The organism is Lelliottia sp. EB106-05-01-XG201 (assembly GCF_058791735.1).
This window is the reverse complement of the sequence record NZ_JBYTDV010000001.1, coordinates 1,027,068-1,053,237: the sequence shown is the minus strand read 5'-3', so window position 1 is coordinate 1,053,237 and position 26,170 is coordinate 1,027,068. Positions and strand designations below refer to the sequence as shown.

Below are 26,170 nucleotides of genomic sequence, written 5' to 3'. Positions count from 1 at the left end.
GTTTATCCCTCGCTTTCAGACAGATACATTACCGCTCCTTAACGGAGGGTAAAACATGGCATACCGTAGTAAAGTCGCCATCGTGTTTCTGCTGGGCTTTTTTCTCGATCTCATCAATATGTTCATCGCCAGCGTCGCGTTCCCGACAATGGCCGTGGCGTTTCATTCATCCGCCCCGGCGCTGGCATGGGTCAGCAACGGATATATTGCGGGCATGACGCTGGTCATCCCTTTTAGTGCTCTCATCACCCGCCGCCTGGGTGCAAAGCGGCTTTTCATTCTTTCTCTGACCCTGTTTTGTGTCGCGGCCACTGCTGCCGGTATGTCTGACTCGTTAAATCACCTGATCTTCTGGCGCGTTTTACAGGGTGCTGGCGGTGGATTACTCATCCCTGTTGGACAGGCGCTGGCATGGCAACAGTTTAAACCGCACGAACGGGCTGGTTTATCGACGGCGGTAATGCTGGTCGCACTTCTCGCACCTGCGTGCGCCCCTCCACTGGGTGGCGTTCTGATTCAGTTCTTTCACTGGCGATGGATTTTTTTCGCCCCACTGCCGCTTGCCGTTATCACGCTACTCCTGGCTTGTCTGTGGCTTAAAAACGAGACTGCTCCGCCCGGCCCTGCAAGGTTGCTGCATTTCCCCCTGTTGTCCGACCCGCTGCTGCGTTTCTCAATGCTGGTCTATCTGTGCGTGCCGGGGATATTCATCGGCGTGAATGTGGTCGGCCTTTTTTACCTGCAAAGCGTGGCGAAGATGACCCCGGCGGCGACCGGTGCGCTTATGCTTCCCTGGTCCCTCGCTTCGTTTATCGCCATTTCAGCCACCGGAAAATATTTCAACCGCCTTGGCCCTCGCCCGCTCATTATCACCGGCGGTCTGTTGCAGGCAGCCGGAATCGCGGGTTTGACGACAGTCTCTGCCGCCACGCCCGAATCACTCACTATTGCCCTCTTCGTCCTGATGGGCGCAGGTGGCAGTCTGTGCAGTAGCACAGCTCAGAGCACCGCATTTCTCAATGTTGCCTTTGAAGAGATGCCGGATGCCAGCGCCCTTTGGAACTTTAATCGTCAGCTGAGTTTCTTTCTTGGCGCGACGCTGCTGGCGCTGATACTCAGTACGCTGCAACAGGTTTTCACCCCTGCTCAGGCCTGGCATGGGGTGTTTATTTTGTCATCCGTAATCACGCTTTTGCCCATCATGAGTGCGCTGCGCCTCAACAACCAACAGGTGCTTATGCATCTTCATAAGGAAACATCATGAATACATTCGAAAATAAAATCATTGAGACGCATGTCGCCATTGAAAACTGGCTAGGGAAAGGCGCAGGCGATCACGAAGCGCTGATGGCCCACTTCAGCGAAACATTCAGCATGGTGACATTAACCGGCGCTTGTCTGGATTATCCCACCCTGAAAGGGTTCTTTTTGTCGCAGCGAGGAGGCCGTCCGGGGCTGTCCATTACCGTGGACTGCGTGGAAGTGCTGGAAACATGGCCAGAAGGTGCCGCGCTACGGTATCGGGAGATTCAAAGTCAGCCTTCAGCCGCCACCACCGTGCGATGGTCTACGGTGCTGTTGATCAAACAAGGCGAAAGTGTGCTCTGGCGTCATCTTCACGAAACGGCCCAGGGATAGAAAAGAAAAAGGCCCGTCTCTCGACGGGCCTCTTTTAGATGAAAACTCGCTTATTCGCGGAACAGCGCTTCGATATTCAGCCCTTGCCCCTGCAGGATTTCACGCAGGCGACGCAAACCTTCTACCTGAATCTGACGAACACGTTCACGAGTCAGGCCAATTTCACGGCCCACATCTTCCAGTGTCGCAGCTTCATACCCCAACAGACCGAAACGACGTGCCAGCACTTCACGCTGTTTGGCGTTCAGTTCGAACAGCCATTTGACGATGCTCTGTTTCATATCATCGTCTTGCGTGGTGTCTTCCGGACCGTTGTCTTTTTCATCGGCCAGGATGTCCAGCAGCGCTTTTTCGGAATCGCCACCCAGCGGGGTGTCGACGGAGGTAATGCGCTCGTTGAGACGCAGCATACGGCTTACGTCATCAACCGGTTTATCGAGCTGCTCGGCAATCTCTTCCGCACTTGGCTCGTGGTCCAGTTTATGGGACAACTCACGCGCAGTACGCAGATAGACGTTCAACTCTTTGACGATGTGAATCGGCAGGCGAATCGTACGGGTTTGGTTCATGATTGCCCGTTCGATGGTCTGACGAATCCACCAGGTCGCGTACGTAGAGAAACGGAACCCACGTTCTGGGTCAAACTTCTCAACGGCGCGGATCAGGCCCAGGTTGCCCTCTTCAATCAGATCCAGCAGTGCCAGACCACGATTGCTGTAACGACGAGCAATTTTCACCACCAGACGCAGGTTACTTTCAATCATGCGGCGGCGTGAGGCGACATCTCCACGCAATGCGCGACGCGCGAAATAGACTTCTTCTTCGGCCGTTAACAGTGGGGAATAACCAATCTCCCCAAGGTAAAGCTGAGTCGCGTCAAGCACACGCTGTGTGGCGCCCTGCGATAACAGCTCTTCTTCAGCTAAATCGTTATCACTGGGTTCCTCTTCAACCAAGGCTTTCTCATCAAAAGACTCGGCTCCGTTCTCATCAAATTCCGCGTCTTCATTTAAATCATGAACTTTCAGCGTATTCTGACTCATAAGGTGGCTCCTACCCGTGATCCCTGAACGAGACACCCTGAAGCGGTATGCCCCGTCAAATTATCGCTGCGGTAAATATTGCAGCGGGTTTACGGATTTCCCCTTGTAACGAATTTCAAAATGCAAGCGTGTAGAACTGGTGCCGGTGCTACCCATGGTAGCGATTTTTTGCCCCGCCTTGATTTCTTGTTGCTCCCGGACCAGCATTGTATCGTTATGGGCGTAGGCACTCAGGTAATCATCGTTGTGTTTGATGATAATAAGATTACCGTAACCGCGCAGAGCATTACCGGCATACACAACGCGTCCGTCTGCGGTCGCGATGATTGCCTGTCCTTTACTCCCTGCGATATCGATCCCTTTATTTCCCCCCTCGGAGGAAGAGAAGTTCTCGATAACCTTGCCATCAGTCGGCCAGCGCCAGGTTGAAATTGGCGCACTGGAAGATTGACTGCTGGCAGTCGGTACGGAAGAGCTAACCACAGGTGCCGTCACCGGTGCTGTGACGACAGTCGCAGACGGCTTATTATTCGGCAACATTTTGTTAGCACTCTGTTCACCTGAATCCTCAGAATACGTAATTGTTGGCTGTGAAGCAACCACCGCGCTGGTATTTTGCGCAGGTTTAACGCTGTTATTTTGCGCGGTGACATCCGCCGCTGAAACGGAGTTGCCTGGCGTCAGTGGCGTACCGGTGGCATTACCCACCTGGAGCGTCTGCCCGACTTCCAGACCATACGGGGCCTGCACGTTATTTCGCTGGGCGAGGTCACGGAAATCGTTCCCGGTGATCCAGGCGATATAGAACAGGGTGTCGCCGCGTTTCACAGTGTAGGTGCTGCCGCCGGTATAACTTCCTTTCGGAATGTTCCCATACTTGCGGTTATAGACTATACGGCCATTTTCGGTCTGCACAGGTTGTTGTACTGGCTGAATCTGAGTTGGCTGCGTGCTCGGGACGTGAACAGGCTGGATCTGCGGAGTTTGCTGCGGTGCCGCAGTCCCCATTTTAGGCGGAGGTGTAATCAGCATTCCACCGGAAGTGTTCCCCGAATTGCTGCTTCCGCCGACTGAGCTCACTGGCGCAGGGGCGTTATTTGAACTCGTACAACCTGCCAGCCAAAGCGAAACCAATGACAATGCCGCAACACGGCTGATGGTGAATTTCGGGCTTCCCGCGCTCATTTATCCCCCAGGAATGTGTTAACTACCAGTGACTTAAAATTAACCGTGATGGCTCGAACCTTTTGCGCCACACCATACGCTGAATTTTTCCGAATAACCCTGGAAAATTCCGAGTATCAGGCAAGCTCTCCTTTGACCAGAGGCACAAAGCGCACGGCTTCTACGGTATCGATAATGAACTCGTCGCCCCGTCGATAAACACGCTTAAGCAGCTGTTGTTCATCGCCCACCGGCAAAACGAGAATGCCGCCGTCGTCCAGCTGCGCCAGGAGCGCAGACGGGATCTCAAGCGGTGCTGCCGTCACGATAATGGCATCAAACGGTGCGCGGGCCTGCCAGCCCTGCCAACCATCGCCGTGACGGGTTGAAACGTTGTGTAAATCGAGCTGTTTAAGGCGACGGCGGGCGTGCCACTGCAAGCCTTTGATTCGCTCGACGGAGCAGACATGATGAACGAGATGGGCCAGAATCGCCGTCTGATACCCTGAACCGGTGCCGATCTCCAGCACGCGGGATTCCGGCGTCAGCTCCAGCAATTCGGTCATCCGCGCCACCATGTACGGCTGCGAAATCGTCTGCCCCTGCCCTATCGGCAAGGCCACGTTTTCCCACGCTTTGTGTTCAAACGCCTCATCCACAAATTTCTCACGCGGTACCTGTGAGATAGCCTCAAGCACACGCTCGTCGGTGATGCCCTGAGTGCGTAATTGATTCAGAAGAGCTTGTACACGTTTACTTACCATTGTGTGTTCACCCCGGCACGTTCCAGCCAGCCTGAGACCACATCTTGCGCGTTATACGCGGTTAAATCCACGTGCAGCGGCGTGACGGAAACGTAGCCTTCGTCCACGGCGGCAAAATCCGTATCCGGCCCGGCGTCGCACTGTTCGCCAGGCGGACCAATCCAGTAGAGGGTGTTTCCGAGTGGATCCTGCTGCGGGATCACTTTGTCCGCCGGATGGCGGCTGCCGCAGCGCGTCACGCGAATGCCTTTGATCTCCTCAAGGGGCAGATCCGGCACGTTAATATTCAGAATACGTCCGGTGCGCAGCGGCTCGCGGCTGAGCGCACGCAGGATGGAGCAGGTCACGGCGGCCGCCGTGTCGTAGTGCTTATGGCCGTTGAGAGAAACCGCCAGCGCCGGGAACCCGAGATGACGCCCTTCCATGGCCGCTGCGACCGTGCCCGAGTAAATCACGTCATCGCCCAGGTTTGGGCCAGCATTGATGCCTGACACCACTACGTCCGGGCGCGGGCGCATCAGCGCATTGACGCCGAGGAAGACGCAGTCCGTCGGCGTCCCCATCTGTACCGCGATGTCGCCATTATCAAACGTAAAAGTACGAAGGGATGATTCCAGCGTTAAGGAGTTGGACGCACCGCTGCGGTTACGATCGGGAGCAACAACCTGCACCTCGGCAAATTCGCGCAGGTGTTTCGCCAGCGTCTGAATGCCAGGCGCATGGATCCCATCATCGTTACTCAGCAATATTCGCATAGTCACCCGACGTATTGATTAGTTCCCTGACAACACTGGTGGCAAAGCTCCCGGCCGGCAGCCAAAAACGTAATTCGACGGTGACGTCATCCCACCAGTTCCAGCTCAGCTGCTGCGGATAGAGCAGCATCGCACGGCGTGCCGCCTCGACTTTCTCCCGCACCAGCAGTGATTGTAATTCTGTCTCTTCTGCTACCGCTGCCTGTTCTGCGACAAGCGCATCGCCCTGCGGCCCCCACTCTCCCGAGCCGGGCAGCGCGGCGGTAATCATCAGCGTTTTGTTATCGACGCGCGCCTGCAGATCGGCCATTTCGTCGCTTGTTGCCACAAACCAACTGCCGCGTCCCGCTAATTGTAGCGCATCGCCGACAACAACTTGATTCGCGTCCGGTTTTTTCAGTCGTTCGCTCACAATCTGATTAAACAACGCACTGCGGGCCGCCGACAACCAAAAACTGCGTTTATTCCTGTCGCGCACGGGGGCATTGCTCTGCGCCCAGCGCAGCGCGCCCTGCAGGTTGCTGCCGCCCAGCCCAAAACGCTGAGCGCCGAAATAGTTCGGTACGCCCTGCTCGCTGATGGCGGTCAGGCGTTTTTCCACGTCATCGCGATTCGTGACTTCACGCAGCACCAGCGTAAAGGCGTTGCCCTGAAGCGCCCCCAGGCGCAGCTTGCGCTTGTGGCGGGCGTACTCCAGCACCTTACAGCCTTCCAGCTCAAATTTGCTTAAATCAGGCATCACATTGCCCGGCACGCGCGCACACAGCCACTGCTCCGTGACCGCGTGTTTATCTTTTTGCCCGGCAAAGCTCACCTCACGGGCGTGGATCTTCAGGAATTTTGCCAGCGCATCGGCCACAAATCGAGTGTTGCAGCCATTTTTCAGAATGCGAACAAGCACATGTTCGCCTTCGCCGTCCGGCTGGAATCCGAGGTCTTCTACGACCACGAAATCTTCCGGGTTGGCTTTCAGCAGCCCATTGCCCTGGGGTTTGCCGTGCAGATACGTCAGGTTATCAAACTCGATCATTTGGCCGCCTTCACCAGCAGCGCGACGGCCTCGCAGGCGATACCTTCGCCACGCCCGACAAATCCGAGTTTTTCCGTGGTGGTGGCTTTGACGTTGACGTCATCCATATGACAACCGAGATCTTCAGCGATAAAGACGCGCATCTGCGGGATATGCGGCAGCATTTTCGGAGCCTGGGCGATGATGGTCACATCGACGTTGCCCAGGGTGTAACCCTTGGCCTGAATGCGGCGCCAGGCTTCGCGCAGCAGCTCACGGCTGTCCGCGCCTTTAAAGGCCGGGTCCGTGTCCGGGAACAGTTTGCCAATATCGCCAAGCGCCGCCGCGCCGAGCAGGGCGTCGGTTAAGGCATGCAGCGCGACATCGCCATCAGAATGCGCCAGCAGGCCCTGTTCAAAGGGAATGCGTACGCCGCCAATGATAATCGGGCCAACGCCGCCAAAGGCGTGTACGTCAAAACCGTGTCCAATTCGCATTATGCCTTCTCCTGAGGGATCGTACGGGTAAGATAAAATTCCGCGAGCTGTAAATCTTCCGGGCGCGTCACTTTTATATTATCAGCGCGCCCCTCAACAAGCTCAGGGTGGTAACCGCAATACTCCAGCGCCGACGCTTCGTCGGTGATGGTTGCGCCTTCATTGAGCGCGCGGGTTAAGCAGCTGTTGAGCAGTTCGCGGGGGAAAAACTGGGGGGTCAGCGCGTGCCATAAATCGACGCGCTCAACGGTATGGGCAATCTTCTGCTGGCCTGGCTCGGCGCGTTTCATGGTGTCGCGCACGGGCGAGGCCAGAATGCCGCCTGTAGTACTGGTTTCGCTGAGTTTGAGCAAACGGGCCAGATCGTCCTGATGCAGACACGGTCGAGCGGCGTCATGCACCAGCACCCACTGCGCATCACCTGCGGCGCGAAGGCCAGCCAGAACGGAGTCGGCGCGCTCTGCGCCACCATCAACGACGGTAATCTGTGGATGATTTGCCAGCGGTAACGCAGCAAAACGGGCATCGCCCGGACTGATGGCGATCACGACGCGCGTCACCCGTGGGTTCGCCAGCAGCGCAGCCACGGAGTGTTCAAGGATCGTTTTGTCGCCAATGGAAAGGTACTGCTTAGGACACTCTGTTTGCATGCGCCGACCGAAACCTGCTGCCGGTACCACAGCGCATACATCCGAAAAAGTCACTGCCATGTCGTAATCCTGGGCCTGATTATCGATTGTTTTGTGCTGAGCCCTGACTGCGTTTAGACGCATCCGGCACCAGACGATAAAAGGTTTCGCCCGGCTTGGTCATGCTGAGTTCGTTACGTGCGCGTTCCTCAATCGCCTCTTGCCCGCCATTGAGGTCATCAATTTCAGCAAAAAGTTGATCGTTTCGCGCTTTAAGTTTTGCGTTCGTTGCCTGCTGTGCCGTGACGTCGTCATTGACGCGGCTGTAGTCGTGAAGACCGTTCTTACCGAACCACAGCGAATACTGCAGCCAGACCAGCAAAGCCAGCAACAGCAGTGTTAATTTACCCATCCAGCCCCCTGAAAAACGGCATCATCATCCCATAACTTTCCGTTCGACTCTACTCTGGGGTTTTAATTATGTCTTAAGTTAGCCCATCAGCCATAAAAACAGCAGGCCAAAGATGATCACTACTGTAGCAATGGTGATAACGGTGCTGTAGAGCAGCCGCCCGTTGAGCAGCGAGTGCAGCGCAATGCCGACCACCACCGCGACGGGCATCAGTGCCAGGAAGAAAGGCCAGGTGTAGAGGAAGAAAAACAGCGTATTGCGGCCATAGATCGCGAACGGGATGCCGAGCGCCAGCAACCACGAGGCGAAGCCGACCACGGCCCCAGGAAGTGACCAGGTCGTCTCGTCATCAGCCGATACGGTTTCCGACCCGGTGATAATGTAATTCTCACTGTTACGCATAGCAGTTCCTGTGACCATGACACATCTTACGGGCAGCGAGCTATCCGTTCGATACCGTCTCAGGATCTGATAATATCGCCCCGTCTGAGCAGGTCTAATAATTGGCTTACTAAATTTGTTACCAATTGTTGACCCTCCAGGTGAATTTCTGGCGATTCAGGCGCTTCGTAAACCGAGTCAATGCCGGTGAAATTGCGCAGCTCTCCCGCCCGGGCTTTTTTATACAGCCCCTTAGGATCGCGCGCTTCGCACACCTCAAGCGGCGTATCGACGAACACTTCGATAAACCGCTCGTGCCCCACACGCTCGCGCACCATCTGCCTTTCAGCGCGATGGGGCGAGATAAACGCGGTTAACACCACCAGACCGGCATCGGCCATCAGGCTCGCCACTTCACCCACGCGGCGAATATTCTCTTTGCGATCTTCGTCGCTAAAGCCCAGATCGCTGCACAGGCCGTGACGGACGTTGTCACCATCGAGTAAATAAGTGCTTACACCCTGCTTATGCAGCGCCTCCTCCAGCGCCCCGGCGACGGTGGATTTCCCCGAGCCGGAGAGCCCGGTAAACCACAGCACCACCCCACGGTGACCGTGGAGTTGTTCGCGCGCGCTGACCGTCACCGGGTGAGGATGCCAGACGACGTTCTCATCGTGCTGGGCCATTATTTGCCCCCCAGCAAATCGCGTGCGCCCCAGTGCGGGAAGTGTTTGCGCACCAGCGCGTTCAGCTCCAGCTCAAAGGCGCTGAATTCAGACGGCGCGGCGGTCGCCTGCTCGTGTGGTTCGCGCACCATCCCGGCACCGACGGTGACGTTGGTCAGACGGTCGATAAAGATCAGCCCGCCCGTCACCGGGTTTTGCTGATATTTGTCGAGCACCAGCGGCTCATCAAAGGTGAGATCCACTAGCCCAATCCCGTTCAGCGGCAGCTCGGTGACCTGATGCTGCGCCAGATTGTTGATGTCCACCTGATACTGAATGCCATCCACGCGCACCCGGGTTTTCTTGCCCGCGATTTTGATGTCATAGCTCTGACCCGCCGTCAGCGGCTGTTCCGCCATCCACACCACGTCCAGGGAGGCGCTCTGCACGGCAGGCACGCTCTCCTGCGCGTCCAGCAGCAGATCGCCGCGGCTGATATCGATCTCATCCTTCAACACCAGGGTAACCGCTTCACCCGCGCCTGCTTCCGGCAGATCGCCATCGAAGGTCACGATACGGGCGATGGTCGACTCCACACCGGACGGCAGCGCCTTCACGCGCTGGCCGACTTTAACGACGCCTGAGGCAATGGTCCCGGAGAAACCGCGGAAATCGAGGTTCGGGCGGTTCACATACTGCACCGGGAAGCGCATCGGCTGGCTTTCCACCGGGCGCTGGATTTCCACGGTTTCCAGCACTTCGAGCAGCGTCGGGCCGCTGTACCACGGCATATTCACGCTCTGGGTGGCGACGTTGTCGCCTTCCAGCGCGGAGAGCGGCACGAAGCGGATATCCAGATTGCCCGGCAGCTGCGCGGCAAAGGTCAGGTAGCTCTCGCGGATCTCGTTGAATTTCTCTTCGCTGAAATTCACCAGATCCATTTTATTGACCGCCACCACCAGGTGTTTGATGCCCAGCAGGGTAGAGATAAAGCTGTGGCGCCGGGTCTGATCCAGCACGCCTTTGCGCGCGTCCATCAGCAGGATCGCCAGTTCGCAGGTCGACGCGCCGGTCGCCATATTGCGGGTGTACTGCTCGTGCCCTGGGGTATCGGCGATGATGAATTTGCGTTTCTCGGTGGAGAAATAGCGGTACGCCACGTCGATGGTAATCCCCTGCTCACGCTCGGCCTGCAGGCCATCCACCAGCAGGGCCAGGTCGAGTTTTTCTCCCTGCGTGCCGTGACGTTTGCTGTCGTTATGCAGGGAGGAGAGCTGGTCTTCGTAAATCTGTCGCGTGTCGTGCAGCAGGCGGCCAATCAGGGTACTTTTCCCGTCATCGACGCTGCCGCAGGTCAGAAAGCGCAGCAGGCTTTTGTGCTGCTGAGCGTGCAGATAGGCTTCCACGCCGCCTTCATCAGCAATTTGTTGTGCAATAGTGGTGTTCATGGCGGCTCCTTAGAAATAACCCTGACGTTTCTTCAGCTCCATTGAGCCTGCCTGGTCGCGGTCAATCATGCGCCCCTGTCGCTCACTGGTGGTGGAGACCAGCATCTCTTCGATGATCTCCGGCAGCGTCTGCGCGTTCGACTCCACCGCGCCGGTCAGCGGCCAGCAGCCCAGCGTGCGGAAGCGCACCATCTGTTTCTTGATCACTTCGCCCGGCTGCAAATCAATGCGATCGTCGTCGATCATCATCAGCATGCCGTCGCGCTCCAGCACCGGGCGCTCAGCCGCCAGGTACAGTGGCACGATTTCAATATTTTCCAGATAGATGTACTGCCAGATATCCAGCTCGGTCCAGTTGGAGAGCGGGAAGACGCGGATGCTTTCGCCTTTGTTGATCTGGCCGTTGTAGTTGTGCCACAGCTCCGGGCGCTGGTTTTTCGGATCCCAGCGGTGGAAGCGGTCGCGGAAAGAGTAGATACGCTCTTTGGCACGGGATTTCTCTTCGTCACGACGTGCGCCGCCGAAGGCCGCATCAAAACCGTATTTGTTCAGGGCCTGTTTCAGCCCCTCGGTTTTCATGATGTCCGTGTGTTTCGCGCTGCCGTGGACAAACGGGTTGATGCCCATCGCCACCCCTTCCGGGTTTTTGTGCACCAGCAGCTCGCAGCCGTAGGCCTTCGCGGTGCGGTCGCGGAACTCGTACATCTCGCGGAATTTCCAGCCGGTATCGACGTGCAGCAGCGGGAACGGCAAGGTGCCCGGATAGAAGGCTTTACGCGCCAGATGCAGCATGACGCTGGAGTCTTTGCCGATGGAGTACATCATCACCGGGTTCGAAAATTCGGCAGCCACCTCGCGGATAATATGGATGCTTTCCGCTTCGAGTTGCCGCAGGTGGGTCAGTCGTTTTTGGTCCATAACCAGTCCTTAAGCCAGATTCACCACAGAAGAGCCAAAGCTTTCCGGGTTGGTTGTGTGTTGAAACCAGGCGAGCGTCTGATGCAGCTCAACCACCTCTCCCACCACAATCAGGGCGGGCATGGGGGCATTTTTCGCCAGGTTTGCAAGGTGTTGTAAGGTGCCGGTCGCGACATGCTGATCGCTACGCGTTCCGCGTGAAATCACCGCCACTGGCGTCGCCTTATCGCGCCCGTGACGAATCAATTGTTCGCTGATGTCAGCAGCTTTCATGGTGCCCATATAGATCGCCAGCGTCTGGCGACTTTGCGCCAGCTGCGCCCAGTCAAACGGCGTGCTGTCGGCTTTGTAATGCCCGGTGACGAATGTCACGCTCTGGACATAATCGCGGTGAGTGAGCGGGATTCCGGCGTAGGCCGTCACCGCAGAGGCGGCCGTGATACCAGGCACGACCTGGAACGGCACGCCCGCCTGCGCGGCTGCCTGCAGCTCTTCGCCGCCGCGCCCGAAGATAAAGGGGTCACCGCCTTTGAGACGCACCACGCTTTTCCCGGCCAGTGCGGCGTCAATCAGCATCTGGTTGGTTTCGTGCTGCGGCACCGAGTGCTCGCTCGCCCGTTTACCGACGCAGATTTGCTCGGCATCGCGACGTATAAGCTCACGCACCTCGTCGCTCACCAGATGATCGTAAAAGACCACGTCTGCCTGCTGAATAACCTGCAGACCGCGCAGCGTCAGCAGCCCGGCATCACCCGGCCCGGCACCGACCAGAATAATTTCGCCCTGCTGTTTTTCCGAAGCCTGAAGCGACTGCTCCAGCTCGCGCTCGGCTGCCTGTTCGTTTCCCACCGCCATCAGGCTGGCGAAACGTCCGCGGAAGGCCTGTTCCCAGAAGCGGCGGCGTCCGGCGGTCGTGGTCACCTGCGATTTCAGACGTTCACGAAAACTGCCCGCAATCTCCGCCATTCGGCCCAGGCTTGTAGGCAACAGCGCTTCGAGCTTTTCACGCAGCAGACGCGCCAGTACCGGCGCGTTGCCGCCAGAGGAGATGGCAATCAGCAGCGGAGAACGGTCGACAATCGAGGGGAAGATAAACGAGCACAAAGGCTCGTCGTCCACCACGTTCACCAGCCGGTGGCGGGCATTGGCCGCGTCGAACACCCGACGGTTCAGGGCGCGATCGTCCGTCGCGGCAATCACCAGCACCACATGGTCCAGCTGTGACTCATCAAACTCTGACGCTGTGACAATCTGCACCTGCGCGCCCGCCCGCTGTAAAAAAGCGATTTTGCGATCGGCGATTTCGCCCGTCCCGACAACCAGCACCGGACGGTCTTTTAATGAAGCAAACAGCGGCAGATAGTCCACGATGGGGCAACTCGTCTCAACAACAGGAATAGTGGGACTATAGGGGGCGGCTTAGAGTGAATGAAATTACGAATTGGAATGAGTAGTTACTCAATGGAATAACGACTCAGGAAAGCTAATATCAAAAAGTGCTTAACGCGCGAAATATCGGGCATTTAAGAGCAAATGAAATTGTGTAAGCGCGGTCACAGTTTCATACTAGGCGCGTTAAAATTTTGTTCTATTTTTTAAGGACTCACTATGTTTCGCGCAATGCGCCACCGTATCGCTGCCCTGGCGTTCGGCGTTTGCTGTATCCTCCCGGCTCAGGCAACCACTCACCCGTTGGGTGACATCGCATCCACTCAGGCGCGCCATATTGCGACCATGTTCCCGGGCCGAATGACGGGCACGCCCGCAGAAATGCTCTCGGCGGATTACGTTCGCCAGCAGTTTGCACAGATGGGCTACCAGAGCGATATTCGCGCCTTTCACAGCCGCTACATTTATACCTCGCGCAATAACAGCAAAAACTGGCACAACGTGACCGGCAGTACGGTTATCGCCGCGCATGAGGGCAAAACGGCGCAGCAGATTATTATCATGGCGCATCTCGATACCTTCGCGCCGATGAGCGATGCGGACACCGACAACAATCTCGGCGGACTGACGCTGCAGGGGATCGACGATAATGCCGCCGGTGTTGGCGTGATGTTAGAGCTGGCCGAGCGCATGAAAGACATTCCGACCCAATACGGGATTCGCTTCGTCGCCACCAGCGGCGAAGAGGAAGGTAAACTCGGCGCAGAAAATCTGCTGGCGCGCATGAGCGCGGCGGAGAAGAAAAACACCCTGCTGGTTATTAACCTCGACAACCTGATCGTCGGCGATAAGCTCTATTTCAACAGCGGCAAAAGCACACCGAATTCCGTCCGCAAATTGACGCGCGACCGCGCGCTGGCCATTGCGCGCAGCCAGGGCATTCTGGCGGCGATCAATCCGGGGCGTAACCCTGATTACCCGAAAGGCACCGGCTGCTGCGGCGATGGCGAAGTCTTTGATCAGGCGGGGATCCCGGTGCTGTACGTCGAGGCGACGAACTGGTCTCTGGGCAAAAAAGATGGCTATCAACAGCGCAACAAATCCAAAGCTTTCCCCGAGGGCACCAGCTGGCATGATGTGAGGCTGGACAACCAGCAGCATATCGATCAGGCGCTGCCCCAGCGCATCGAACATCGCAGCCGTGACGTGGTGAAAGTGATGCTGCCGCTGGTGAAGGAGCTGACGAAAGCGGGGAAAGCCTGAGCAGAAAAGGGAATGGGTGCATGAGGTTAAACCCTGACAGCGCGATACGCGGGGTCACCCCCGCGTTGTTGCTACTTCTTCGGTTCGCAAGCAAGAACAGCTCTGAACTCCATACCACGCTCTCTGACACTCAACTCGCAAAGCGAGTCTCGCACCATCAAGGTGAATCCTAATGCTGTGGCACACAGCACGATGATTGCCACCAGGGCGTATTTGGTCAGCATGTATTGCCTCCATGCAAAGAAGAGGCTAGCATCTAAACTGTCTGGGTTTAGACGTTGGCCTCAGGTGGATAGAAATATCTCCTGGGGCTTTCGCCTAACTGGAACCTTGAAAATGCTCAAAGCCAGTTAGCCTCAAGCACCCGCCGCCATAGTACGTATCACACCGTCCCTGCCCAAACCTGTTGTGCTAAATGCAGAATGCGCCTCGCAATAAAAATGCCCCCGCTCATGACAAACGGAGGCATCAGACAGCTTTCAACTCAAAACTTACCCTTCGTGCAGCCCGCACTCACGCTTGAGCCCGAAGAAGCGCGTCTCTTCTTCCGCCATGCCCGGCTCCCACTTGCGGGTGGTATGGGTGTCGCCCACCGACAGATAGCCCTGATCCCACAGCGGATGGTATTTCAGCCCGTGCTGTTGCAGATACTGGTACACGGTGCGGTTGTCCCAGTCGATAATCGGCAGGACTTTAAACACCCCGCGCTGAATGCCCAGTACCGGTAAACTCGCCCGACTGCCGGACTGCTCGCGGCGTAAACCAGCAAACCAGGTTTTAGCGTTCAGCTCACTCAGCGCCCGATTCATCGGCTCGACTTTGTTGAGCTCATTGTATTTCTCAATACCCTCAACGCCCTGCTCCCACAGCTTACCGTAGCGCGCTTCCTGCCACGCTGCGCTCTGCTCCGCGCGATAGACCTTGAGATTCAGTTTGAGCTTATCCGTCAGTTCATCGATGAACTGATAGGTTTCCGGGAACAGGTAGCCGGTATCCGTGAGGATCACCGGAATGTCCGGGCGGATCTGATTCACCAGATGCAAACTCACCGCCGCCTGAATGCCAAAGCTCGACGAGAGCACATAGTCGCCCGGCAGGTTTTCCAGCGCCCACGCGACGCGGCCCTGTGCGTCGAGTTTCTCCAGCTGGGCGTTGGTTACTGCCAGCGCGAGAATGCGTTCGACTTTAGGCAGATCGTTAAGGGCGTTTAGATCGAGTCTGGACATAAGTTCCTCACTGTTTGCGTTGCCTGATGGCGCTTCGCTTATCAGGCCTACAAAAACCGTCTGCGCTAGCGCCACCGGGCAACAGACCGCACTACTCCCAGAAATCCCGCGCCGGATCGAGCACCGGACGGACGATGCCCGCACGCACCGTAAAGTCGCCGAAGCCTTCACCCGCTTCGCGCTCTTTCGCCCAGCGTCCGACCAGTTCGTCGAGGGAGTCGAGGATTTCCGGTTCGGTAATGTTTTCGCGATACATGCGCGGAATGCGCGTCCCGCTGCGGTTACCGCCAAGATGGACGTTGTAGCGTCCCGGCGCTTTCCCCACCAGCCCCAGCTCCGCCAGCAGCGCACGGCCACAGCCGTTCGGGCAGCCGGTCACGCGCATCACAATGTGTTCGTCACCGATGCCGTGTTTCTCCAGCACCGCTTCCACTTTATCGGTGAACGACGGCAGGAAACGCTCGGCCTCGGCCATCGCCAGCGGACAGGTCGGGAAGGAGACGCAGGCCATCGAATTTTCGCGCTGCGGTTTCACCGCATCCATCAGCGTATGATCCCGCGCCAGCTTCTCAATCTTCGCTTTCTGGCTTTCCGGCACCCCGGCAATGATCAGGTTCTGGTTCGCGGTGATGCGGAACTCGCCTTTATGGATCTTAGCAATTTCCAGCAGACCGGTTTTCAGCGGACGGCCTGGATAATCCAGAATACGACCGTTCTCGATAAACAGCGTCAGGTGCCATTTATTGTCGATGCCTTTCACCCAGCCGATGCGATCGCCGCGACCGGTGAATTCGTACGGGCGGATCGGCGCGAAGGTGATGCCTGCACGACGCTCCACTTCCGCCTTGAAGGTCTCCACGCCGACGCGCTCAAGGGTGTATTTGGTTTTCGCGTTTTTACGATCCGTACGGTTGCCCCAGTCGCGCTGGGTCGTCACCACCGCTTCGGCCACCGCCAGGGTATGCTCCAGCGGGATGTAGCCAAACTCGCTCGCCGTACGGGCGTAGGTTTTCTTGTTGCCGTGCTCAATCGACAGGCCGCCGCCCACCAGCAGGTTGAAGCCCACCAGCTTGCCGTTCTCGGCAATTGCCACGAAGTTCATGTCGTTGGCGTGCAGATCGATATCGTTCTGCGGCGGGATCACCACGGTGGTTTTGAACTTACGCGGCAGATAGGTCTGACCGAGGATCGGCTCTTCGTCCGTGGTCGCGACCTTCTCCTGATCGAGCCAAATCTCCGCATAAGCGCGAGTGCGCGGCAGCAGATGTTCAGAGATCTTTTTCGCCCATTCGTAGGCTTCGGCGTGCAGCTCGGACTCGAACGGGTTCGAGGTGCAAAGCACGTTACGGTTCATGTCGTTGGCGGTCGCCAGCGCGTCGAGGCCCACGGAGTGCAGCATCTGATGCACCGGCTTGACGTTCTTCTTCAGAATGCCGTGGAACTGGAAGGTCTGACGGTTGGTCAGACGAATGCTGCCGTAAATGGTGTTGTCGTGGGCGAACTTATCAATCGCCTGCCACTGCTTCGTGGTGATGACACCACCCGGCAGACGACAGCGCAGGAGCATCGCATGACGGGGTTCGAGTTTTTGCTCAGCACGCTCGGCGCGGATATCGCGGTCGTCCTGCTGGTACATGCCGTGGAAGCGGATCAGCAGGAAGTTGTCGCCTTTGAAACCGCCGGTCAGACCATCATTTAAATCTTCGGCAATGGTGCCGCGCAGGTAGTTGCTCTCTACCTTCATGCGCTCGGCGTCCGTCAGTTTGCCTTCGACCACCAGTGGGCCAGGGTGTTTTTCGCTCATTAGTAGACATCTCGCTGATAACGGCGCTCTACGCGCAGCTCACTTAAAAATTCGTCCGCCGTTTCGGCATCCATACCACCGAATTCGGCAATCACTTCCAGCAAAGCCTGCTCGACGTCTTTCGCCATGCGATTCGCGTCGCCACAGACATAAAGATGGGCACCGTCATTGATCCATGCCCACAGCTCTGCGCCCTGTTCGCGCAGTTTGTCTTGTACGTATATTTTTTGTTTCTGGTCGCGAGACCAGGCCAGATCGATGCGGTTCAGCACGCCCTCTTTGACGTAGCGTTGCCACTCCACCTGATAAAGGAAATCTTCCGTAAAGTGCGGGTTGCCGAAGAAAAGCCAGTTTTTGCCCGGCGCTTCATCCGCCGCGCGCTGCTGCAGGAAGGCGCGGAATGGCGCGATGCCGGTGCCAGGACCAATCATGATCACCGGTGTTTCCGGGTTGGTCGGCAGACGGAAGTTGTCGTTGTGCTCGATGAACACCCGCACTTCGCCCTCTTCTTCGACGCGATCGGCCAGGAAGCTGGATGCCCCACCGGCGCGCGCACGGCCTTCAATATCAAAGCGTACCGCGCCGACGGTGATGTGCACTTCGCTCTCCACTTCCGCCTGCGATGAAGCGATGGAGTAGAGGCGCGGCGTCAGCGGACGCAGCAGGCCGATGAGTGCTTCGGCATCCAGCTGGGCTGGCGCAAAACGCACCATGTCAACAATCGGCGTGGTCGCCGCGTAATGCTGGAGTTTGGCTTTGTCGCCCACCAGCGGCAGCAGGGATTCGCTGCGCGTCAGAGTGGCGTAATTCTCAACGATGTTCGCGGTATTGACCGTCAGCTCGAAATGCCACTGGAGCGCTTCGGAGAGCGGCAGGGTTTTGCCGTCATGAGTGACGGTTTCGGTGCCTTTCAGCCACAGCAGCTCTACCAGCTCTTTCACAAGCTTTGGATCGTTCTGATACCAGACGCCGAGCGCATCGCCAGGCTGATAGCGCAAACCGGAATCCCCCAGATCGATTTCGATATGGCGAACGTCCTTCTCCGAGTCGCGACCGGTGATTTTCTGGTTTACCGACAGGCTCGCCGTCAGCGGCTCTTCTTTGGTGTACGGACTGGTCAGCACCTCGTTGACCACGCCCGAGGCGGTCACCGCGGCCTGCGCGGCGGACTCCGTCGGGACGCGTGCTTTCAGCACCTCAACGATGCGTGCGCGCCACTCAGCGGCGGCGGGCTGATATTCCACGTCAGCGTCGACGCGGTCCAGCAGGCGCTCTGCGCCCAGCTCCGCCAGTTTGCTGTCGAAGTCTTTGCCGGACTGGCAGAAGAATTCATAGGAGGTATCGCCGAGGCCAAAGACCGCAAACGCGGTGCCGTCGAGTTTTGGCGCTTTTTTCGAGAACAGGAATTTATGCAGTGCAACCGCTTCTTCCGCCGGTTCGCCCTCGCCCTGCGTGGAGGCCACCACGACCACCAGTTTTTCCGACGCGATTTGTTTGAATTTATAATCCCCGGCGTTGACCAGGTTCACGTTCAGTTTGGCGGCCAGCAGGTCGTCGCGCAGCGCTTCTGCCACGCGGCGGGCGTTGCCCGTTTGCGACGCAGAAATCAGCGTAATCGCCGGAATTTCCACCGCGGCAGGTGCAGCCGTCGCCACAGCCCCAGGCTGTTGATTGAGCATTCCCCAGAAATAACCGGAGACCCAGGCGAGCTGGGTGGGTGAAAAATCAGTGGTGGCCGCCTGGAGGCGCGCCAGTTGCTCCGGGTTCAGGGGAAGCAAATTCGAAGGTGGGGCCTGTGTTGTCATGCGTTGTTATGTTCCAGTAGCAAAGCGGAATTTATGCAAAAAGACCAAACTAGAGATAAGGTTAACGGCGGGGATAATAACAATTAAAGAAGGGATGGAAATAATAAATAACCAAAAGAACTAACCGCTTTTAGTCATGGTTCTTAACATTAAAACCGATAAAGCAACCTGTTGAATTAGCTTGTTTTTATAGTCATAAAGGATGAGAAAAGCTCGCATCCGGGCCAAGGGCCGTTTTAGTTAATGCGAAAAAAGGGTCTTTCCGGTACTATGCGGCGGTTTTTTCCGCATTCGCATTACTGAGAGCACATCATGTCCACCACACTGTTTAAAGATTTCATCTTCGAAGCCGCCCACCACCTGCCGCATGTTCCAGAAGGACACAAATGCGGCCGTCTGCACGGACACTCGTTCATGGTGCGTCTTGAAATTACCGGTGAAGTCGATCCGCACACGGGCTGGATCATGGACTTCTCCGAGCTGAAAGCCGCTTTCAAGCCGACCTACGACCGACTCGATCACTATTATCTGAATGATATTCCCGGCCTTGAAAACCCGACCAGCGAAGTCCTGGCGAAATGGATCTGGGATCAGATGAAACCCCTGGTTCCGCTGCTGAGCAGCGTGATGATCAAAGAGACCTGCACGGCCGGCTGCGTTTATCGCGGCGAGTGATTTTTGCCTTTGAGGCAGCGGTCAAACTCCCTTTAATTTCGCTATGTTAGGGTTGTGCGTTCTCAGGAAAAGGAGCGCAAGGTGGCGGACAATTTTGACCTTATTATCATTGGCGCAGGGATTGCCGGTTCGACCTGCGCTCTGCTCAGTGCCCGCGCCGGATTGTCCGTTCTGCTCATCGAGCGCGGCGAACAGCCCGGCAGCAAAAACCTCTCTGGCGGCAGGCTTTACGGTTACGCCCTCGCCGATATTCTCCCCGATTTTCACACTCATGCGCCCTTAGAGCGGCGTATTACCCGCGAGCATTTCTCTCTGTTAACCGCTGACGGGGCGACGACCCTGTGCGCGCAAAACCCGGTGAGCCCTTCCTGGAGCCTGCTGCGTGCCCGATTCGATCCCTGGCTGGCCGCGCAGGCGGAAGCGGCAGGCGCTCAATTGCTGTGTGGCGTGACTGTCGATGCGTTGCACCGCGAACAGGGCCGCATCACGGGCGTGATGTGCGAGGGTGAGTTGCTGAGCGCGCGCGTCGTGGTGCTGGCCGAAGGGGCAAACACCCTGCTCGCCGAGCAGCAGAATCTGGTCTCTCGCCCGTCGATGGAGCAGATGGCGCTGGGCATTAAAGAGACGCTCGCCCTCGACCCCGCGCGCATTCAGGACCGTTTCCATCTGGAAGAGAACGAAGGCGCGGCCTGGCTGTTCAGCGGGCAAATCTGCGGCACTAAACCCGCCGGAGCGTTCCTTTACACCAATCAGCATTCTCTTTCACTGGGGATTGTCGCCCCGCTGGCGTCCCTGCGAAACGGACCGGGCTCCGCCTCCTCTCTGCTGGCAAAACTGAAACATCACCCGACGCTGCGCCCGTTAATTCGCGACGCCGAAACCCTGGAATATGCTGCCCATCTGGTGCCGGAAGGCGGTCTGAATTCCGTGCCCCTGCAGCGCGCCGGTGAGGGCTGGCTGCTGATTGGCGATGCGCTGCGCACCTGCATCAATACCGGCGTGACGGTCAGAGGCATGGACACCGCGATGCTAAGCGCCCAGGCCGCCGCGCAGGCGCTTATCACCCATTTTCGCGCGCCTGAAAAACCACTGCAAACGCTGTTTGACCGCGAACTGGAACGCAGCGCGCTCTGGCATCAGCTCCAGCGCTACCGTGATGTTCCTGCCCTGTTGCAGCGAGACAGTTTTTATCACCAGTGGCCGGAATTCAGCCGTGCCGTGATGCGCGATTTAACGCGCGCAGGAACCGATGCCAGCCCGCCCCTGTGGCGCATCCTGTTGCGTCATACGCGCCGCTTCGGCGTTGCGCGGATGGGCGCTGATATTCTGAGGAGTCTGCGATGTCTGTAAACGAAAGTCTGGCGCACAATTGCTACCATCCCGCCGGAGAACCCCACATTCAGCTGCGGGAAAACCTCAGCGACGAGCAGATTTTACTCCTGCAAAAGATCTGCCCTGCAGGGTTGTTTACGCCCGATTCTGCTGGCAGGGTAAATGTGCATTTTCAGGGCTGCCTGGAGTGCGGCTGCTGCCGACTTCTGGCGGGCAGCGACGCGCTAGCCGGGTGGCAGTATCCCCCTTCCGGCGCGGGGCTGACCCTGCGTTTTGGCTAAAAATAATAAGGATCAACGCGTGCCAATTCTTCACCTGCTCAGACAAAACCCGGTTATCGCGGCGGTAAAAGACAACGCCAGCCTGCAGCTGGCTATCGACTCAGACTGCCAGTTTATTTCCGTGCTCTACGGCAATATCTGCACCATCACCGGGATCGTGCAAAAGATCAAACAGGCCGGGAAAATGGCCTTTATCCATGTCGATTTACTGGAAGGGGCGTCGAATAAAGAGATTGTGATTCAGTTTCTCAAGCTGGTGACCCAGGCCGACGGGATCATCAGCACCAAGCCGAACATGCTGAAAGCCGCCCGCGCCGAGGGCTTTTTCTGCATTCACCGCCTGTTTATCGTCGACTCGATTTCGTTTCATAACATCGATAAGCAGGTGGCGCAGTCCAACGCCGACTGCATCGAAATCCTGCCGGGCTGTATGCCGAAGGTGCTGAACTGGGTCACGGAGAAAGTGCGCCAGCCGCTGATTGCGGGCGGTCTGGTGTGCGATGAAGAGGACGCCCGCAATGCGATCGCCGCCGGCGTGCTGGCGCTCTCCACCACCAATACCGACGTCTGGACGCTGGCAAAGGATCTGAATTAAACCCGGCACGCCACCAGCGCCTGAAGCACTTCCTGCGCATCCCCCACCACACCCACGTCCGCCGCGGCAAACACGGCGGCGTCTCGATCCTGATTAATCGCCACAATAAACCGACTTTGCGAGACGCCTGCCATAAACGCCGAGGCCCCGGACGCGCCCGCAATCAGGCACACCTCGGGTGCGACGCTTTGTCCGGAGATCCCGAGCATTCGCTGTTCATCGCAGCCGCCCGCCATCACTCTTTGCCGGGTGAAGGCGGGCTCTGCGTCGAGCGCAGCGGCGAGTTGTTCAAAAATCTCACCCGTCGCTCCCTGCCCTGTCGCCAGTACAACGCGCGCTGACTGCAACGGATGCGCGGATTTGGTGAGGATCTCAGGCTCCGGTAATCCGCCAGAAATCTCAATCGGCGCTATCTCTGTGGTGGGAATATCTGTCGGGAACACAGCATTAAGGCGAGGGAGATTCGCCGCCAGCGACAGGCAAACCGGGCGACGTTCAGGCCGCAGCGTGGCCGTCAGCGCATTGCCGTAAACGGCTTTGCTGAGAGTGCGCGTTTCGCTATCCCAGCTCTGAACCTGACACACCGCGCTGCCTTGCAGACGCCACGCCAAGCGAGTGGCCAGTTCGTCGCCTGTCGTTGAGGACGGAAACAAAACCATGTCCGGCGAATCGGCTATAAACGCCGATTCCAGCGCGGGCAGCAGCGCCTCTATGTTTCCTCCGTTTACGCGCCAGCAACACTGTGGATTAAGCCCATGCGCAGCAAGAAAATCCGCCATCGGCCCTTCGTCTTCGGGTTTGAGTATCACCATCGCGAGGTTCATGGCTGCATCCTCTGCGCCAGGTAGTCATTCCACAGCCGCTGCGCGGCCTGCGGGGCGGGTTCGTCGATGATGATCCCGCTGCGGCGAGGGAGGTGGCGCGCGAGACTGAGGCAGGAGATCGTTGCTGCCGCTGCCCCGCATGGCCGCTGTTCGATCTCTGCTTTTGCCGCCGCCAGCCGCGCCCGCATGCCCGGCACCCGCAGCGCCATCTGCCCGCGATTCTGCACTCTCAGCACTGCTGGCTGATGCACCGACCACCGGCTGCGCTGGTGCAAGCCTTCACACTCGACGATAAAACCCTCGCCGTCCACGTTCAATCCGCATACGGAAGACAAACAGGGCCAGCCAAGCATCTCCGCCAGCAGCCAGCCGGTTTGTCCGTTCTGACCTTCGCTGCTTTGCGTACCCAGCAGCACCAGTCCCGCATTCTGTTCCCGAACCTGTTCCGCCAGCTGCTGCGCCACAAGCGCGGGGGAAAAGCGGAGCTCCTCCTCACAGGTCAGCAACGTCCGGCGGGAAAACCCCAGCGCCGCCAGATGGCGCAGCATCGGCAGCGCGCGGTCGTCGCCGATCGTCACTGCGCTGAGTTCCAGTGCAGGATTAACGTTGCGCGCCAGCAGCATCAGCTCCGCCGCGCCCTGCTCGTCATTGCCCATGAGCGAGCGCATCAGCGTGCGATCCGGGCCCGTTCCACTGCGGGCCGCCGCCTGCCAGTCAGCCTCTGACAGCATCGACAGATCCGGCTCGGCCTTAAATGCCAACAGAATGTTCATTCACCTTTCCCAGCGGCTTTGGCGGCAGCTCGGCCGCCTCCACCAGCGATAGATTTTTGGTTTCCGGCGCCCACAGGAGCGACACCAGCAGCCCGACCAGCAGGACCGCGACCAGCATCAGCAGCGTGTTGCGCATTCCCCAGGAGAGCAGCGCCATCGGCAGTAGCCCGGTGGCGATCGCCGCGCCGAGTCGGCTCATGGCGGTGGCAAATCCCACGCCCAGGGAGCGAATGTCAGTCGGGAAACTCTCAGCGGGCAGAATTCCGACCAGGTTGCTGGCCGCCGAAATCGCGGTGCTGAACAGCACGAACAACAGCAGGATCAGAGTGCTGTTGCTGGCGGGCGTAAAGGCCAGCGCCGTCAGCGTCAGCGCCAGCAGCAAAAAGCTGCTGATCAGAAACTGACGTCGGGAGAGCGACCAGGTGAGCACCAGCCCGAGCAGCGCCCCGACAATCAGCAGCCCGTTGAGGATCAGGCTCGCGGTCAGGGCATCCTCCAGACCAATGGTCCCGGCAATGGTCGGCAGCCAGGTGTAAATCACGAACCACGGCACCACCAGACAGATAAAGAACAGGCTGTTAAACGCCGTGCGCCGCCAGTAGCGGGCGGAAAACAGCGTGCGGATATGGCGGGTGGTGACGCTGGCAATTTCATCGCCGGGCAGCACATTCGCGCCCAGAAAACGCCGCACCACCGCGTGCGCTTCACCAATCCGCCCCTGGCGCATCAGCCAGCGAGGGGATTCCGGCGTGCCCATCCGCAGGAGGGTGATCGCCAGCGCCGGGAAGGCGGCGGAGGCCAGCAGCCAGCGCCAGGCTTCGGGTTCGCTGTTGATCCACAGATGCCCCGCCACGCTCGCCAGCACGTAGCCGATGGTCCAGACCACGCTAAACGCGCCGAGCAGCATGCCGCGATAGCGTTTGGGGGAGAATTCCGCCAGCAGCGTGTGGCCCACGGAGTAGTCGCCGCCGAGGCCAAAACCGATTAAGACGCGCAGAAAAATCAGCTGTTCCGGCGAGGTGACAAAAAACTGCAGAAAGGAGGCCAGGGTGATCAGCAGAAAGCTGAAGGTGAAGATGCGCTGGCGGCCAATGTGATCGGAGATCCAGCCCAGAATCAGGCTGCCGAGAAACAGACCAAACAGCGCCGAGCCGCCGACCATCCCCTCCTGCATCGCCGTCAGGTTCATCTGTGACTGGAGCGGAATAATCGCGTAGCCGATGACGCCGAGCACGTAGCCGTCGGTCAGATGGGCACCAAAAGTGAGACCGGCAATACGCCAGTGAAAGCGGGTTAGCGGCAGATCGTCCATTCGTACGGGTGACGCGCTCATGGCTCCCCCTTCAGGAAAAAGGACGGCTTCCCCGAGGAGAAGCCGTAGCAGTGATTATTTTTCAATCGGATAGATGGTTCCGGTATTCATAATGCCATTCGGATCGAACTGTTTTTTCAGCCCTTCCAGCAGCGCCCAGGCGGTGCCGTGCTCCGCTTTCGCCCAGTGCACACGGTGCTTACCGATACCGTGGTGGTGCACCATCGAACCGCCGAGGGCGATCGTCTCTTCGCAGATGATTTTGTTCAGCGGGTTGTGGTACTTGTCGATCTCCTCTTCCGGCTTACAGTCCACCACGTTGTAGTCGTAGACGAAATACATGTTGGTGCCGTTGATGTAGCTGTGGGAGGAGTGACCGCCGAGCATAGTGATGTCGTCCGCATGCGGGAATTCAGTGCGGATACGGTGGATCACGCGCTCGTAAATCTGGTTGATGCAGCTCCAGTCCCCGGACACTTCGGTGGTGAAGCCCATGTTGCCGGTTTTGAGGATCTGCACGCGCTCGGCAGCCACTTTTTCCGGGCCCCAGTTGAGGTTGTTGAACCAGTTTTCGATCAGCTTGCTGTCCACGCGGGTGCACTGCGGGTAGCGCGCCACGATCTCGGCGATGCCTTCCCCGGTGGCGCGCGCCATGCGTGGATTGCCTTCGGCCATAAAGATCATCACGCATTTACCTTCGGCAAAATGGGTGAAGTGCTGCGTGCCGTCTTCGGCGTCGTACAGGCGGGCAATCGACGGACGATAGCCTTCGACCATCACTTCGCGCAGGATCTCAAAGCCGGTTTTCATCTCGTCGAGAATGTAGCCGTAGTAGAGGTTGTTTTCCGGGGTGAATTTGAAAATTTTCACTGTCACTTCAGTGATGTAGCACAGCGCCCCTTCGTTGCCGATGATAATATGACGAATGTCCGGCCCGGCGGCACGACGCGGCACGTTCTTGATGCGGGTGATGGTGCCGTTCGGCAGCACCGCTTCCAGCCCGACCACCATATCTTCGATTGCGCCATAAAGAGTAGAAAACTGGCCGATACTGCGCGTCGCCACGAGCCCGCCCATCTGCGCCAGCGGTTTGGACTGCGGGGAATGGCCGGTGGTGTAACCTTTGGCGCGCAGCGCGTTTTCCAGCACTTCCAGGGGGACGCCGCACTGGGCGGTGGCCTGCATATTTTCGATATCGATATCGATAATTTTGTTCATCCCGGAGCCGTCGAGCACCAGCGAGTTTTTCACCACCGTTTCCAGCCCGCCTTCCGTCGCGGAAGCTCCCGTACGCGGTACGCCGTTGATTTTATGCTGATTCATAAATGCCAGCACGTCGGAAACCTGCTGCGTCGAGCCGAGTTTCACCACCGCCGCGGGCAGAGGCAGGGTAAACACGCCGTGAATATCGGCATATTTTCGAAAGCGATCGACGCTGTTTTTCTTCAGTACGTTTTCATCGGTCACCACGCGCTCGGGACCGACAATTTCTTTTACCTGTTCAACAATTGCTTCGCGGGATAAAGACATAATAATTCCTTTCTGATTTAACAGTAATAAGCAGAAAC

Annotated in this window: 27 protein-coding genes and 1 pseudogene; 7 read left to right on the top strand and 21 right to left on the bottom strand. The window is 57.9% G+C overall.

What is annotated here, in order from left to right:
* The first annotated feature begins 55 nt into the window (after window positions 1-55).
* The gene (locus tag AC3WS9_RS04945) at window positions 56-1,264 is read left to right on the top strand and encodes an MFS transporter (protein WP_492487039.1); all 1,209 of its coding nucleotides are present in this window, start codon (window positions 56-58) and stop codon (window positions 1,262-1,264) included.
* A complete protein-coding gene (locus AC3WS9_RS04940) occupies window positions 1,261-1,638 on the top strand; it encodes a DUF4440 domain-containing protein (protein WP_492487037.1) in 378 nt (125 codons plus the stop codon). The genes AC3WS9_RS04945 and AC3WS9_RS04940 overlap by 4 nt, the downstream gene beginning before the upstream one ends.
* 50 nt (window positions 1,639-1,688) lie before the next feature.
* Here AC3WS9_RS04940 and rpoS read toward each other — a convergent pair whose 3' ends face one another.
* From rpoS to cysG, 13 genes are all read right to left on the bottom strand, one after another.
* The gene (rpoS, locus tag AC3WS9_RS04935) at window positions 1,689-2,681 is read right to left on the bottom strand and encodes an RNA polymerase sigma factor RpoS (RefSeq protein ID WP_095283101.1); all 993 of its coding nucleotides are present in this window, start codon (window positions 2,679-2,681) and stop codon (window positions 1,689-1,691) included.
* Between the two features lie 60 nt (window positions 2,682-2,741).
* A complete protein-coding gene (gene nlpD / locus AC3WS9_RS04930) occupies window positions 2,742-3,866 on the bottom strand; it encodes a murein hydrolase activator NlpD (protein ID WP_282492820.1) in 1,125 nt (374 codons plus the stop codon).
* Window positions 3,867-3,982: 116 nt separating this feature from the next.
* The gene (locus AC3WS9_RS04925; protein WP_282492819.1) at window positions 3,983-4,609 is read right to left on the bottom strand and encodes a protein-L-isoaspartate(D-aspartate) O-methyltransferase; all 627 of its coding nucleotides are present in this window, start codon (window positions 4,607-4,609) and stop codon (window positions 3,983-3,985) included.
* Window positions 4,603-5,364: a 5'/3'-nucleotidase SurE gene (gene surE, locus AC3WS9_RS04920; RefSeq protein ID WP_492487034.1), complete on the bottom strand. Its 762-nt coding sequence runs from the start codon at window positions 5,362-5,364 to the stop codon at window positions 4,603-4,605. The genes AC3WS9_RS04925 and surE overlap by 7 nt, the downstream gene beginning before the upstream one ends.
* A complete protein-coding gene (truD, locus tag AC3WS9_RS04915) occupies window positions 5,345-6,394 on the bottom strand; it encodes a tRNA pseudouridine(13) synthase TruD (protein WP_492487032.1) in 1,050 nt (349 codons plus the stop codon). Before truD ends, surE begins: the two co-directional genes overlap by 20 nt.
* Window positions 6,391-6,870, bottom strand: coding sequence for a 2-C-methyl-D-erythritol 2,4-cyclodiphosphate synthase (ispF, locus tag AC3WS9_RS04910; RefSeq protein WP_285144836.1), 480 nt, complete (start codon window positions 6,868-6,870; stop codon window positions 6,391-6,393). Before ispF ends, truD begins: the two co-directional genes overlap by 4 nt.
* Window positions 6,870-7,580: a 2-C-methyl-D-erythritol 4-phosphate cytidylyltransferase gene (gene ispD, locus AC3WS9_RS04905; protein WP_492487029.1), complete on the bottom strand. Its 711-nt coding sequence runs from the start codon at window positions 7,578-7,580 to the stop codon at window positions 6,870-6,872. The genes ispF and ispD overlap by 1 nt, the downstream gene beginning before the upstream one ends.
* 19 nt (window positions 7,581-7,599) lie before the next feature.
* Window positions 7,600-7,911 carry a cell division protein FtsB gene (gene ftsB / locus AC3WS9_RS04900; protein ID WP_100779135.1) on the bottom strand — a complete coding sequence of 104 codons (312 nt, stop codon included), beginning with the start codon at window positions 7,909-7,911 and terminating at the stop codon, window positions 7,600-7,602.
* 78 nt (window positions 7,912-7,989) lie between these two features.
* Window positions 7,990-8,313: a DUF3561 family protein gene (locus tag AC3WS9_RS04895; RefSeq protein WP_282492814.1), complete on the bottom strand. Its 324-nt coding sequence runs from the start codon at window positions 8,311-8,313 to the stop codon at window positions 7,990-7,992.
* Window positions 8,314-8,372: 59 nt separating this feature from the next.
* A complete protein-coding gene (gene cysC / locus AC3WS9_RS04890; protein WP_282492813.1) occupies window positions 8,373-8,978 on the bottom strand; it encodes an adenylyl-sulfate kinase in 606 nt (201 codons plus the stop codon).
* Complete coding sequence (gene cysN, locus AC3WS9_RS04885; protein WP_492487026.1) at window positions 8,978-10,405, bottom strand: sulfate adenylyltransferase subunit CysN; 1,428 nt, start codon at window positions 10,403-10,405, stop codon at window positions 8,978-8,980. The genes cysC and cysN overlap by 1 nt, the downstream gene beginning before the upstream one ends.
* A gap of 9 nt (window positions 10,406-10,414) precedes the next feature.
* Entirely contained in the window at window positions 10,415-11,323 is a 909-nt protein-coding gene (cysD, locus tag AC3WS9_RS04880) for a sulfate adenylyltransferase subunit CysD (RefSeq protein ID WP_095283121.1), read from the bottom strand.
* Between the two features lie 9 nt (window positions 11,324-11,332).
* Window positions 11,333-12,691 (bottom strand): siroheme synthase CysG, encoded by a 1,359-nt coding sequence (gene cysG, locus AC3WS9_RS04875; protein ID WP_492487024.1) that lies wholly within the window; start codon window positions 12,689-12,691, stop codon window positions 11,333-11,335.
* A 240-nt stretch (window positions 12,692-12,931) separates the two neighbouring features.
* Here cysG and AC3WS9_RS04870 point away from each other — a divergent pair, with 240 nt between their 5' ends.
* Window positions 12,932-13,975: an aminopeptidase gene (locus tag AC3WS9_RS04870; protein WP_282492810.1), complete on the top strand. Its 1,044-nt coding sequence runs from the start codon at window positions 12,932-12,934 to the stop codon at window positions 13,973-13,975.
* Window positions 13,976-14,046: 71 nt separating this feature from the next.
* Here the strand turns inward: AC3WS9_RS04870 and AC3WS9_RS04865 are convergent, their stop codons facing one another.
* The 4 genes from AC3WS9_RS04865 to cysJ all read right to left on the bottom strand — a co-directional run bounded on the left by AC3WS9_RS04865 (window position 14,047) and on the right by cysJ (window position 18,810).
* Window positions 14,047-14,199 carry a Hok/Gef family protein gene (locus AC3WS9_RS04865; protein ID WP_285144832.1) on the bottom strand — a complete coding sequence of 51 codons (153 nt, stop codon included), beginning with the start codon at window positions 14,197-14,199 and terminating at the stop codon, window positions 14,047-14,049.
* Between the two features lie 267 nt (window positions 14,200-14,466).
* Window positions 14,467-15,201, bottom strand: coding sequence for a phosphoadenosine phosphosulfate reductase (gene cysH, locus AC3WS9_RS04860; protein ID WP_492487022.1), 735 nt, complete (start codon window positions 15,199-15,201; stop codon window positions 14,467-14,469).
* Window positions 15,202-15,292: 91 nt separating this feature from the next.
* Window positions 15,293-17,005 carry an assimilatory sulfite reductase (NADPH) hemoprotein subunit gene (cysI, locus tag AC3WS9_RS04855; protein WP_282492807.1) on the bottom strand — a complete coding sequence of 571 codons (1,713 nt, stop codon included), beginning with the start codon at window positions 17,003-17,005 and terminating at the stop codon, window positions 15,293-15,295.
* The gene (gene cysJ / locus AC3WS9_RS04850; RefSeq protein ID WP_492487019.1) at window positions 17,005-18,810 is read right to left on the bottom strand and encodes an NADPH-dependent assimilatory sulfite reductase flavoprotein subunit; all 1,806 of its coding nucleotides are present in this window, start codon (window positions 18,808-18,810) and stop codon (window positions 17,005-17,007) included. Before cysJ ends, cysI begins: the two co-directional genes overlap by 1 nt.
* Window positions 18,811-19,122: 312 nt before the next feature.
* On the opposite strand from cysJ, the gene queD reads away from it, so the two are divergent.
* The 4 genes from queD (at window position 19,123) to AC3WS9_RS04830 (ending at window position 21,693) form a co-directional block, all read left to right on the top strand.
* Window positions 19,123-19,485, top strand: a complete 363-nt coding sequence (gene queD, locus AC3WS9_RS04845; RefSeq protein WP_282492805.1) for a 6-carboxytetrahydropterin synthase QueD — start codon at window positions 19,123-19,125, stop codon at window positions 19,483-19,485.
* 81 nt (window positions 19,486-19,566) lie between these two features.
* Window positions 19,567-20,835: an FAD-dependent oxidoreductase gene (locus AC3WS9_RS04840; protein WP_492487017.1), complete on the top strand. Its 1,269-nt coding sequence runs from the start codon at window positions 19,567-19,569 to the stop codon at window positions 20,833-20,835.
* Window positions 20,826-21,098: a ferredoxin family protein gene (locus tag AC3WS9_RS04835; protein WP_324722881.1), complete on the top strand. Its 273-nt coding sequence runs from the start codon at window positions 20,826-20,828 to the stop codon at window positions 21,096-21,098. Before AC3WS9_RS04840 ends, AC3WS9_RS04835 begins: the two co-directional genes overlap by 10 nt.
* Window positions 21,099-21,117: 19 nt before the next feature.
* Entirely contained in the window at window positions 21,118-21,693 is a 576-nt protein-coding gene (locus AC3WS9_RS04830) for a glycerol-3-phosphate responsive antiterminator (RefSeq protein WP_282492802.1), read from the top strand.
* On the opposite strand, the gene AC3WS9_RS04825 is transcribed toward AC3WS9_RS04830, so the two are convergent.
* The 4 genes and pseudogenes from AC3WS9_RS04825 to AC3WS9_RS04810 all read right to left on the bottom strand — a co-directional run bounded on the left by AC3WS9_RS04825 (window position 21,690) and on the right by AC3WS9_RS04810 (window position 26,132).
* Entirely contained in the window at window positions 21,690-22,517 is an 828-nt protein-coding gene (locus tag AC3WS9_RS04825; RefSeq protein WP_492487015.1) for an FAD-binding protein, read from the bottom strand. The two genes, AC3WS9_RS04830 and AC3WS9_RS04825, sit on opposite strands and share 4 nt — an antisense overlap.
* Window positions 22,514-23,290 carry an adenine nucleotide alpha hydrolase family protein gene (locus AC3WS9_RS04820; RefSeq protein WP_492487013.1) on the bottom strand — a complete coding sequence of 259 codons (777 nt, stop codon included), beginning with the start codon at window positions 23,288-23,290 and terminating at the stop codon, window positions 22,514-22,516. The genes AC3WS9_RS04825 and AC3WS9_RS04820 overlap by 4 nt, the downstream gene beginning before the upstream one ends.
* Window positions 23,268-24,688 (bottom strand): annotated as a pseudogene (locus AC3WS9_RS04815) (MFS transporter). Before AC3WS9_RS04815 ends, AC3WS9_RS04820 begins: the two are co-directional and overlap by 23 nt.
* The gene (locus AC3WS9_RS04810; RefSeq protein ID WP_282492799.1) at window positions 24,678-26,132 is read right to left on the bottom strand and encodes an FAD-binding oxidoreductase; all 1,455 of its coding nucleotides are present in this window, start codon (window positions 26,130-26,132) and stop codon (window positions 24,678-24,680) included. The pseudogene AC3WS9_RS04815 and the gene AC3WS9_RS04810 overlap by 11 nt, the downstream one beginning before the upstream one ends.
* Window positions 26,133-26,170: the final 38 nt, after the last annotated feature.